Consider the following 11483-nt stretch of genomic DNA (forward strand, 5'->3'; position numbering starts at 1 on the left):
GCGAGAAGGCCGTGGTGGAGGTGCCGGCCGTCGAGCTGCTGCAGTCACTTGGCTGGCAGCATAAGGACTTGATGCAGGAGGAGCTGGGTGAGAACAACGTCACAGGACGCCTCTCCTACCGAGAGGTGCTCATTCCCGCTCGCGTGAGGGCTGCGCTTCGCCGGTTGAACCCTGTCCTTCCTGAAGAGGCGCTGCTCGATGCCGAGGCAAGGCTGATGGAGGATCGCTCCGCCATGCTGCCTGTGGCGGCGAACCGCGAGGTCTACCGGCTGCTGCGAGAGGGTGTGGCAGTGGAGCTGCGACAGCCTGATGGGTCCCTGAAGCCCGACCGAGTACGGCTGGTGGACTGGGCCGATCCGTCCGCCAACGACTTCTTCCTGGCCTCTCAGCCGTGGTTCGCCAGCGAGCTGTACACCAGGCGCCCTGATGCGGTGGGGTTCGTGAACGGCATCCCGCTGCTCCTCTGCGAGTGGAAGGCTCCGACCCAGCCCGTTCAGGAGGCTTACGAGGCGAACCTCACCGACTACCGGGACACGATCCCTCGCCTCTTCGACTACAACGGCTTCACGGTTCTGTCGAACGGCATCGAGGCTCTTATAGGCCCCTCACACGGCTCCCTTGACGCCTTCGCTCCTTGGAAGAAGCTGGAGGAGGACGGGCCAGAGAGCGTGGCGCTGGAGACCCTTCTCAGAGCGACGTGCGAACCCTCGCGCTTCCTCGATCTGGTGGAGAACTTCCTCCTCTTCGTTGATGCCCGTGGTGGCCTGAGGAAGGTCGTCGGCAAGTACCATCAGGTGCTGGGGGTCAATCGGGCCATCGAGGCCGTGCACCAGATCGGTGACAACCGAGGCCGGCTGGGCGTCTTCTGGCACACGCAAGGCAGCGGCAAGAGCCTGTCCATGGTCATGTTCGCCGAGAAGGTGCTCCGCCGCCTCGGTGGGAACTGGACTTTCGTGCTGGTCACGGACCGGAAGGAGTTGGACGAGCAGATCGCTGGCAACTTCGCTTCAGTAGGTGCTCTCACCAAGAACGTGGAGGAGTGCCAGGCCCAGACCAGGGCCCACCTGCGAGAGCTGCTGGCTGGGCAGGAGCGGTACATCTTTACGCTGATCCACAAGTTCTCGACAGAGCGAGGCGAACCAATGCCCGTCCTGTCTGAGCGAAGCGACATCATCGTCATCACGGACGAGGCCCACCGCAGCCAGTACGACCAGCTCGCAGCGAACATGCGCCGTGCTCTTCCGAACGCTGCTTTCATTGGCTTCACAGGAACACCGCTGATCGCTGGGCAGGAGGAGCGCACCCGGGAAATTTTCGGTGATTACGTCTCCGTATACAACTTCGCACAGTCCATCGCTGACGGTGCTACCGTTCCCCTCTACTACGAGGCCCGAAAGCCCGAGCTGCAGCTCAATTCGGAGGAGCTGAAGGACGAACTGGACAAGCTGCTGGACGAAGCTGCTCTCAACGATGAGCAGGAGGCTCGGCTTCAGCGGGAGTTCGGCCGGCAGTACCACCTCATCACCCGCGAGGACCGCCTGGACGAGATCGCCAGGGACCTCGTGCGACACTTCTCTGCACGCGGATATCTCGGGAAGGCGATGTTCGTGGCCATCGACAAGGCCACCGCGGTTCGCATGTACGACAAGGTGAGGGCGGAGTGGGCTGCGCTCATCGGCCTTGAGGAGGCCGACCTCGCGAAGGCACCTCAGGAATCTCGTGAGGCCCTTGAGCAGCGCCTGGAGTGGATGCGGTCAACTGACATGGCCGTGGTCGTCAGCCAAGGCCAGAACGAGATCGCCGACCTCAAGGCGAAAGGGTTGGACATCCTTCCTCACCGAGAGCGGATGTTGAAGGAGGACCTGGAGAGCAAATTCAAGGACGCTGACGACCCCCTCCGGTTGGTCTTCGTCTGCGCCATGTGGATCACCGGCTTCGACGTGCCGACCTGCAGCACGGTGTACCTCGACAAGCCGATGAAGAACCACACGCTGATGCAGACCATCGCGCGTGCCAACCGTCGAGCCCCAGGCAAAAGCGCGGGCGTCATCGTGGACTACGTGGGGGTGTTCCAGAACCTCCAGAAGGCGCTGGCCGTCTACGCCTCGAAGAACGCGAGCGGAACCCCGATCCGCGACAAGGACCAACTGGTCTCCGAGCTGACACACGCCCTCGCTGAGGCCCGAGAGTTCTGCACCAACCTGGGTGTCGACATCGACGCTATCCCCGCTGCTGACAAGCTCGCGAGGTTGGCGCTCATCAGCAAGGGGGTGGAGGCTCTCATCGCCCCTGATGAGCAACGACGCCAATTCTTCCGCCGCTCCGGAGCCGCTACGCGAGCCTACAAGGCGCTTCTGCCAGACGAGCGTGCCACCCCCTACCTAAAGCCCGTGGCCGCCATCCACGTCCTTGCTGAGGCTGTCCGCGCCAAGCTCGGTCCCGTGGACATCTCCGCCCTCTCGGCCAAGATAGAGGCGCTGCTGGATGAGAAGATCGAGGGCGTCGCGATCACCGCGCCTATTATCCAGGGAGACGACGCTGCCGGTAGGGTAGACCTATCGAGCATCGACTTCGAGAAGCTGGCCAAGCTGTTCGCGACCCAGCCCAAGACCGCCGGGGAGCAGCTGAAAGCCAGTGCTGAGAAGAAGGCTCAGGAGATGGCGCAGCGCAATCCCACGTGGGTGCACCTCGTTGAGAAGCTCGAACGGCTCGTGAACGACTACAACCTTGGCACACTTGCCAGCGAGACGTTCTTCGAGGCGCTCAAGAAGCTAGTCTCGGAGATGGAGGAGGAGGAGCGTCGCGGTGTGCGTGAGGGCCTGACGGAGGACGAACTTGCCATCTTCGATCTCCTCACGAAGCCTGAGCCCAAGCTGACAAAGACTCAGGAGGGCGAGGTCAAGCGGGTTGCCCGTGATCTCTTGGAGAAGCTGCAGGAGCACCTGCGTGTTGCCGGCTGGCAGCTTAGGGTGAGGCCCAGGGCGACCGTTCAGTCCACCATCCGTTTTACCCTGAATGACCTCCCAGAGGACCCCTACAGCGAGGAGGTCTGGGAGGGGAAGGTGGACGCCGTCTGGCAATTTGTTTTCACCCGGTACCAGTCCGGTGGAGCGTTAGAAGCCCGCGTTTGAGCGAGTGCGATGCTCTCGATCGCACTGGTGATCTAGTCAAGGTGCATTCCTACATTTCTCGACCCTACCTAGGACATGTTGAGCGCTTCAGCGTCGGTCCTACTGGAAAACGATTTATGAAGGTGGGTCAGATCCAGGCCTACGTATCTCACCTTCTCGATCTCTCGGTACAGCGTGGAAGCCTTAAGGCCCTTCCCGTAAATCGCTTCTTCGCCGTCGCTATCACGGCGCCATCCGCCCAACGCTCGAACCCGCTCAAGGCCAATCTCTGCCTCTCTGAGGGCATCCCGGTAGTTATGCCGAAAGCTGTGAAAGGAGACCCCCTTCACGTCCATGCTGAGCTTCCCGAGAAAGCGGCGCTTGTCGTTGAACCACTTCGAAAAGGGGCCCGAGAGGTAGCCGAGTGAGTCGGGCTTTAGCTCCGGGAATAGGCGTTTCTCTCCCTTCCGCCGCATTGCTTCTGCGAAGGCCAGAAACCCGATGCGCTCGAGCTCGGGATGCACGGGGACGAAGCGCTTGCCGGCCTCCGTCTTCACCCGCTTCTTGTCCGCGTCGTCTGCTCCTGGCTCTCCTGCGTCGTCAATGAGGATCACCGGCACACCATCCAGCGTCGTGACGTCGTCCACGTGGAGCTGGCAGCACTCTCCAAGCCTCATCCCCGTCCAGAGAGACAGGAGCGGCACCCAGAAGCGCCCGCGACTAACTACGTTTGGCCCTGGCTTGGCGTAGCCCTCCTCATCGTCCTGGCAGCCCGTGTAGAGCGGAGCGCTGAAAATGGCTTGGAGCTGTGCCGTGGTGAACGGCTGGCGAAGGTCGCGCTGGTCCCGGTCATCGGGAAGAGCCAGCCCCTCAGCCGGGTTTCGGACGACCCTCCAGTTCTTAACGCCCCATTTGAATAGGGCCGAGAGGTTGTGGAGGTAATTGTTGACCGCTGCGACGCCAATGCGCTCCAACTTTTCCGCATCCGCTACCTTGGCGGCATCCTCGAGGGACAGTTGCGGGAACCGCTGAGTGGCGTTCTTGGGCAGCCGCATGATGACACTGCGGATGCGTTCGCAGTCCATCCGGTGGATGCCATCCACGGGCGTCTCAGGGCCTAGCAGCTCCCTCATAGCCCGGAAGACGGTCTGATAGGTCTTCAGCGTGCCCGGGGTGCGGCTGCGGGTGGGGTCCGCGAGGTAGGCGGTGATTAGCTCCTCGACCGTGCAGGAGCTGGAAGTGGAAGCTGCTTTGGGCAGTGCCGGTGTGTCGACAACCTCCCCCTTGTTTCGCTGGAGATAGGCGTCAGCCCATCGCTTCTGAGCCTTGAGCATCGCAAATCCGAGGCGACGCCAGTCCTCAGAGCCTTCCTGCACAGCCAGCTTGTTTACCTTTAGCACGTCCTCGACCTCCATCCAGATCGTGTCCATGCTGCCTGTTGCAAGCTCCTTAGCGGCAAGGGGAGCCATATATTCTGCCGCCTTGATCATGCGCTCAAAGCGATCGGCTGAGACGCCCGCCGACCTCTTCCTTTCATCATCCTCAAGGAGCTTAGAGAGCCATGTCGCGGCCAGCCTATCGGCTTCAGCCTGCGAGATCGTGTCCACAGTCCCTGTCAGGCGCCGTCTAGCGGCGTCCAACTCCTGGTCGAACTCCACCGACCTCAGCCGTGCACGGCGTACAGCTTCGGTGCGATCGGCCGTCCCCAATGCAATCCACTTCTGCCCGCTACGCCCGCCAGGGACCACCTCACGCAACTCGGGAGGCACCCAAGCGCGGAACGAGTACGTGCCGTTCTTGCGGCGAACGAGGCGGGTTTCGAGGCCCATCGCGAGGGGTCACCTGTAGCAACAACCTGTAGCACAGGTGGACGCTAACCCCTTGTATGTCAACGGTTCTAGAAGGCGCAGACACTTAGCTAAGGTCTGGCGGAAGGGGTGGGATTCGAACCCACGGTGGAGTTGCCCCCACGGCGGTTTTCAAGACCGCTGCCTTAAACCACTCGGCCACCCTTCCAAGCCTTTGGCGGAGCTTGGCTTTTCGCCGCGCTGCAGGAGCCCCGGAAAGCCGGGGCGCTGCCGCTTTGCTGCCCCTTCACCGGGCATTCCTCTCTATGGCCTCCCAGAGCGCGACGTCAACCTGCGTGGCCGGGTCGGCCATGATCGCAGGGCACGGGCTGGCCCGCTGCCGAGCCCGTCCGCGCTGTCCGAGGTCCGTCGCACGCCTGTCGGGCTGCAGGACGGGCCTCGCCTGCGAGCGGGAGCGTTGCCGGACGACGTGGATACCGGTTCGTCATAGAAAACGCGGCAGAATCGAAGACCGGGAGCGGCGGCCGATTGCAGCGCGGTCGGGCGCTGCCCTAGGGGATCAACGGATTGATGACGGGAGCCAGCGCCAAGCCGAGGACGAAGGCCGCGACGGCCATGCGACGGAACTGGTTCGGCGTGATCATGGGACCCCCCGGGCGGCGGTCAGCCGGCGTTGCGAATGCTCATACCCGCCGGTGATTGCGTGCGTGTGTTGTGCGCCGACGCAACGTATTTCGTGGTGCGGTAGCGCACCGGCATCGCATCTGCGGTTTCAGATCATGTCGTCAGCGAGCAGCAATGCGATGCAGGTGATGGTGACGAGGCCGATCAGAATGAGAGTGTCGGCAATTTGCTCGCACGGCCGACTGAGCCTCGGTCGCCTCTCCGTGCGGACCGAGGCGTAGAAGGTCACCTGGTGGAACGGGAACAGCACCGCGGCGCTTCCGGCGTACGGGTCCAATTGACTCGGTCCGTCATGCTTCTCCAGCAGCGTCATGAGCCCGATCAACGTCCTGCGATTCGGGCTCATCGTGCGGAGATCACATACTCCTTCGTCGCCGTCGGGCAGCAGCGCGGATCGTTCGGGCCGAGCGTGGTCAACGTGACCTTGATGGTTCCCGGGCTGAAGCGAACCATTCTGGGTGCCGTCCCGTAGACATCCTGAATCTTCTTGACGAAGGAAAATCTTTTGCCGGTTCCTTTGAACAGAAAGACATCCAGGCTCGTCGAGTTTCCGCCATTGCGGTCGTCGTAATACGCGAACACGAGTGCATCATCCTTGCCGTCGGAGTTGTAGTCGCCGAAGAAGGGTGTTGTTTCAAGCGATCGGACTTTTCCGACCTTCGATTTCACTTGCATGCGCAGGTTCGCCTTGTCCGGGTTGTTCCATTGTGCCGACGCGCAATTCGGAAATATCAATCCGGCCGCAAGCGAAACGACGGTGACGTACTTCATCGCGGGTTCCATCTGGATGGTGAGATCGAAGGATGAAATGCAGGGGAATGCGCGGCGGCCTGGGTTTTCGTGCAAGTCCCGGCATCCATTGGGTGAGTCCCCGTTGCGAGCCGACCCGGGCCACCCGCCGCCGGCAGAGCTTCCATCGCCTCAGCCCGCGACGGGGCCGGCGCGGAGCGCGACGCGTGCGATAGCGGGACGGCGGTCACGGGCCTGACAGCCGATCCTGGATGACGGCGCCCTCGCGCGGGTCGTCCTGTCGGACAGCATCGCTGTGCGTCGATCGCGGCCGGTGAGCCCGGCCGCGGGCGGGACCGCCTTTCGCGCGGTGCCGAGCCGACGTACCGTGCGCGGTGGAGGCGGAGCGCGACGGGGCGCACCGGAGGAGACCCGCATGGGCTATGTTTACGACCATCTCCACCTGCGCAGCCGGGACGCGGTGGCGGCGGCGCGGTTCTACGTCGAGGTGCTGGAGGCGCGGGAGACCGGGCGTGAGGGCGGGGAGAGCCCGAGCCGGATCATCCTCGATCTCGGCGGGATGAGGATGTTCATCGAGCAGGCGCCCGAGGGCACCGGGCCGGCCGCCGTCCCGCCGCATCGCGGCATCGAGCATATCGGCCTGCGCGTCGAGGACATCGAGGCGACGGTGGCGGACCTCGCCGCCCGCGGCATCCCCCTGTTGTCGGGTATCACCGACATGCGGCCGGGCCTGCGGATCGCCTTCTTCGAGGGGCCGGACGGCGTGCGCATCGAGGTCCTGCAGCGCGGCTGAGGATGCGGCTCCGCCAAAACCTGCTTCGAGACCATCGCGCTTCGCATTGATGAAGGCGCGGTGGTCTCACGCCAGGCCCTGTTCCGGTGCGTCCTACTCTGCGACGTGGACCACGATCGGCTGGGTGCGGCCGCGCAGGGTCAGGGGGAGCGTGCGGGTGAAGTGGGCCGCCACCTCCGGCCGGGCGGCCGAGAAGCAGCATTCCGAGACGACGATGCGGCCGCCGACCTCGCGGGTGGCGGCTTCGAGGCGGCTCGCGACGTTGACGACGTCGCCGATCACCGTGAATTCGACCCGCTGGTCGGCGCCGATATTGCCGATCACCACCGGGCCGCAATGCACCCCGACCGCGACCCGCACCGGCGCGGCGCCGCGGGCTTCGCGCTTGGCGTTCCAGGCATCGACCTCGCGCTGGAGGTCGACCGCGCAGGCCATCGCCCGCGCGGCGCCGTCGCCGCGCCCGTCGAGGCCGCCGAAGGTCGCCATGAAGCCGTCGCCGAGGAACTTGTCGAGGGTGCCGGCGTGGCGGAAGACCACCTTGCAGCAGCGCTCGCGGAAGCCGCGCAGGAGCGCGAAGGCGCGCTCGGGCCCCAGACCCTCGCTCATCCCGGTGAAGCCGACCACGTCGGCGAACAGCACCGCCACCACTCGGGTCTGCGGCGCCCCGAAGCCCGCATGGGCCCGGGCCGTCAGCGCATCGGCGACGTCGGGCGAGACGTACCGGGCGAGGTCGGCGCGCACCACCTCGGCGCGCACCTGCGCCAGCATCGTGCCCCGCCCCCGCCACACCGCGATGGCGAGCAGCAGGGTGAACAGGCCGGTGACGATGGCTTGCGTCCAGAGCGGGGTCAGGCCGACGAAGGCCGGGTCGAGGAAGATCCGCAGGGCGGCGTCGGCGCTCAGGCGTCCGTCATGGACGATGTCGGCGAAGCGCACCGTGTCCTCGCGGCCATAGACCAGCCAGACGCCGAACGACCAGATCGCGGCGATCCAGGTCCCGGTCCAGAGCACCGCCAGCGGCCGGTAGGTCAGCGCCGCCTCGCCGAGCAGCAGCAGCAGGTAGAGGAATTCCGGGGTGCGCAGGCGGGTCTGGACCGGCCAGTCGACCCCGAGCCCGGCGGGCGGCGGCATGATGATCGCCGTGGTCACGAGCGCGATGTCGAGCACCGTGAAGGCGAGCTTGATCGCCCCCGCCCGCGGATGGTTGCGCAACCGGTAGGGCACGTAGCCGAGGAGGAAGAACAGGCCGGCGACGGCGAGGTAGTAGAGGTCGCGCGGCCAGGGCACCAGCACGAGGAGCCACAGCGACACGACCACGATGGCGACGGCCCGGGCCCGGAACGCGAAGGCGAGGCCGGCGAGCTCGGCGGCCCGCACGTTCCCGGCCAGGCGCCCACGGGCCGGGGGCGGCAGCCGGCCGGCGAGCCAGTGGCGCAGGCGCGCGACCCGCAGGCCGGCCCGGAAGGTCAGCCCGCGGGCAAGGATCAGGATTCTCGGCTGGGCCGTCGCAGCGTGCTCTGTCACGGATCCGGTCGCTGGCCTTCCGATTCCCTCATGGTAGTGCGGAATGCCGCACTGCGAAGCCCCCCGGGCTTGAACAGACCGTGAGCGGGGGGTCAGCCGGCGGCTTCCAGTCCCTGGCCCGCCGCACTCTCCAGGAACTCCTCGGCGTAGTGGCAGGCCACGGCGCGGCCGGCGAGCGTGCGCGGGGCCGGCCGCTCCTCGCGGCAGCGGGCGGTGGTGTGGGGGCAGCGGGTCGAGAACACGCAGCCCTTCGGGGGATCGAGCGGCGAGGGCAGCTCGCCCCGCAGCACGATCCGCCCGCGGGTCCGCGGGCCGATGCCCGGCGTCGCCGCCATCAGGGCCCGGGTATAGGGGTGGAGGGGACGCGCGAAGATCGCCTCCTTCGGCCCCTGCTCCATGGCCAGCCCGAGATACATCACCAGCACGTCGTGGGCGATGTGGCGGACGACGCCGAGATCGTGGGAGATGAACAGGTAGGCGAGGCCCAGCTCCGCTTGCAGGTCCGCCAGCAGGTTGAGCACCTGGGCCTGGATCGACACGTCGAGGGCCGAGACCGGCTCGTCGGCGACCACGAGCTTGGGCGACAGCATCAGGGCGCGGGCGATGGCGATGCGCTGGCGCTGGCCGCCGGAGAACATGTGGGGATAGCGCGCATCGTGCTCGGGGCGCAGGCCGACCTTGGCCATCATCGCCCGCACCCGCTCGCGGCGCTCCGCCCCCGACAGGCCGGTATTGATGGCGAGCGGCTGCTCCAGGATCGCCCCGATGCGCTTGCGCGGGTTGAGCGAGCCGTAGGGGTTCTGGAACACCAGCTGCACGGTGCGGCGCAGGCGGCGGCGCTCGGGCGCGGGCGTATCGACCGCGTCGATCCCGTCGAGGGTGAGGTCGCCGTCGGAGGGCGACTCGATCAGCGTCACCATGCGGGCGAGGGTCGACTTGCCGCAGCCGGATTCGCCGACCACCGCCAGTGTCCGGCCGGGCTCGATCGAAAACGAGATCCCGCCGACGGCCTGGAGCCGGGCCGGCTGGCGGAACAGCCCGCGGCGGATCTCGTAGGTCTGGCGCAAGGCGTCGGCGACGACGACGGGCGCGCTCATGGTGGCGCTCATGGTGGCGCTCATGGGATCGCCTCCGCGGTGGTGGACGTTCCGGCGCTTGCGCCGACAGGGTGGTCCTGGCGGATGCGGGCGTCCCGGGATGGATCGCCGAGCGGATAGTGGCAGCGCACGAAGCCGTCCTGCCACGGGCGCAGGGCCGGCCGCTCGTCGCGGGAATGCGCGGTGGCGTCAGCGCAGCGCGGCGCGAACAGGCAGCCGCGCGGGCGGTCGTAGAGCCCCGGCACCACGCCCGGGATGGTGGCGAGCCGCCCGCCCTCGCTGCGCTCCGGCAAAGCCGCGAGCAGGGACGCGGTGTAGGGATGCTGGGGGCTCGCGAACAAAGCCTCGGCGGGCTGCTCCTCCATCACCTGGCCGGCATACATCACCATCATCCGGTCGGCGGTCTCGGCGACCACCCCCATGTTGTGGGTGATGAGCACCAGCGCCATGCCGCGCTCGCGCTGGAGCGAGAGCAGCAGGTCGAGGATCTGCGCCTGGATGGTGACGTCGAGGGCGGTCGTCGGCTCGTCGGCGATGAGGAGCTTAGGGTTGCAGGCGATCGCCATGGCGATCATCACCCGCTGGTTCATGCCGCCGGAGAGCTGGTGCGGATAGGACGACAGCCGGCTCTCGGCCGCCGGGATGCCGACCTGCTCCAGGAGTTCGATCGCCCGCCGCTTCGCCGCCCGACGGTCGAGGCCGAGATGCTGGCGCAAGGACTCGGTGATCTGGAAGCCGATCGTGAAACAGGGATTGAGGCTGGTGGTCGGCTCCTGGAAGATCATCGCCACGTCGCGGCCGGTGAGGCGGCGGCGCTCGCGGGCGGGCATCCCGAGGAGGTCGGTCCCCGCGAAGGCGAGGCGGTCGGCGGTGACCCGGCCCGGATAGGCGACGAGGCCCATCAGCGCCATCATGGTCACGCTCTTGCCCGAGCCCGACTCGCCGACGACGCCGAGCACCTCCCCCTCCTCCAGGGTCAGGCTGACGCCGTCGACGGCGCGCAAGGCTCCGCCGGCGGAGGGAAACGCGACGGACAGGTTCTGGATCTCGAGGAGCGGCACGTTGAGGCCTCACCGCTTCAGCTTGGGGTCGAGGGCATCGCGAAGGCCGTCCCCGACGAGGTTGAAGGCGAGCACGGTGACCAGGATGATGAGGCCGGGGAAGGTCACCACCCACCAGGCCCGGAGCACGAATTCCCGGGCATCGGCCAGCATCGTGCCCCATTCCGGCGAGGGCGGCTGGGCGCCGAGCCCCAGGAAACCGAGGGCCGCGGCATCGAGGATCGCCGTCGAGACGCCGAGCGAGGCCTGGACGATCAGGGGTGCGGCGCAGTTCGGCAGCACCTCGCTGAGCATCAGGCGCAACGGCCCGGCGCCGCTGACCCGCGCCGCGGTGACGTAGTCCTTCGATTTTTCCGCGATCACGGCGGCGCGGGCGATGCGGACGTAATGCGGCAGCACCACCACGGCGACCGCCAGCATCGCGTTCATCAGCCCGGGGCCGAGGATCGCCACGATGACGATGGCGAGGAGCAAGGACGGCAGGGTCAGGATGATGTCCATCACCCGCATGATGACGATGCCGGTGGCGCCGCCGATAAAGCCGGCGACGAGCCCCAGCATCGTGCCGACCACGATCGACACCGTCACGACCGCGATGCCGATGGAGAGCGACAGGCGGGCGCCGTGGATCAGGCGCGAGAGGATGTCGCGGCCGA

Annotated in this window: 9 protein-coding genes and 1 tRNA gene; 2 read left to right on the plus strand and 8 right to left on the minus strand. The window is 66.5% G+C overall.

The window, feature by feature from the left end; translation table 11 throughout:
• Positions 1-11 precede the first annotated feature (11 nt).
• The gene (locus tag VQ03_RS03920) at positions 12-3131 is read left to right on the plus strand and encodes a type I restriction endonuclease subunit R (RefSeq protein WP_245291953.1); all 3120 of its coding nucleotides are present in this window, start codon (positions 12-14) and stop codon (positions 3129-3131) included.
• A gap of 68 nt (positions 3132-3199) precedes the next feature.
• Here the strand turns inward: VQ03_RS03920 and VQ03_RS03925 are convergent, their stop codons facing one another.
• From VQ03_RS03925 to VQ03_RS32680, 4 genes are all read right to left on the minus strand, one after another.
• The gene (locus VQ03_RS03925; RefSeq protein WP_083467757.1) at positions 3200-4939 is read right to left on the minus strand and encodes a site-specific integrase; all 1740 of its coding nucleotides are present in this window, start codon (positions 4937-4939) and stop codon (positions 3200-3202) included.
• 97 nt (positions 4940-5036) lie between these two features.
• Positions 5037-5126: transfer RNA gene (locus tag VQ03_RS03930), tRNA-Ser, on the minus strand.
• 564 nt (positions 5127-5690) lie between these two features.
• A complete protein-coding gene (locus VQ03_RS03935) occupies positions 5691-5915 on the minus strand; it encodes a hypothetical protein (RefSeq protein ID WP_157063944.1) in 225 nt (74 codons plus the stop codon).
• A gap of 29 nt (positions 5916-5944) precedes the next feature.
• Positions 5945-6373 (minus strand): hypothetical protein, encoded by a 429-nt coding sequence (locus VQ03_RS32680; protein ID WP_157063945.1) that lies wholly within the window; start codon positions 6371-6373, stop codon positions 5945-5947.
• Positions 6374-6767: 394 nt separating this feature from the next.
• Between VQ03_RS32680 and VQ03_RS03940 the strand changes: the two genes are divergently transcribed.
• Positions 6768-7145, plus strand: a complete 378-nt coding sequence (locus VQ03_RS03940) for a VOC family protein (protein WP_048449556.1) — start codon at positions 6768-6770, stop codon at positions 7143-7145.
• Between the two features lie 93 nt (positions 7146-7238).
• On the opposite strand, the gene VQ03_RS03945 is transcribed toward VQ03_RS03940, so the two are convergent.
• The 4 genes from VQ03_RS03945 to VQ03_RS03960 form a co-directional block, all read right to left on the minus strand.
• Entirely contained in the window at positions 7239-8669 is a 1431-nt protein-coding gene (locus VQ03_RS03945) for an adenylate/guanylate cyclase domain-containing protein (protein WP_053078393.1), read from the minus strand.
• Between the two features lie 92 nt (positions 8670-8761).
• Entirely contained in the window at positions 8762-9766 is a 1005-nt protein-coding gene (locus VQ03_RS03950; protein WP_048449566.1) for a peptide ABC transporter ATP-binding protein, read from the minus strand.
• A gap of 20 nt (positions 9767-9786) precedes the next feature.
• Positions 9787-10827 (minus strand): ABC transporter ATP-binding protein, encoded by a 1041-nt coding sequence (locus VQ03_RS03955; protein ID WP_048449557.1) that lies wholly within the window; start codon positions 10825-10827, stop codon positions 9787-9789.
• 9 nt (positions 10828-10836) lie between these two features.
• The coding region (locus tag VQ03_RS03960) for an ABC transporter permease subunit (RefSeq protein ID WP_048449558.1) at positions 10837-11483 on the minus strand (647 nt) is incomplete at its 5' end.

Source organism: Methylobacterium tarhaniae (genome assembly GCF_001043955.1).
Classification (GTDB): domain Bacteria; phylum Pseudomonadota; class Alphaproteobacteria; order Rhizobiales; family Beijerinckiaceae; genus Methylobacterium; species Methylobacterium tarhaniae.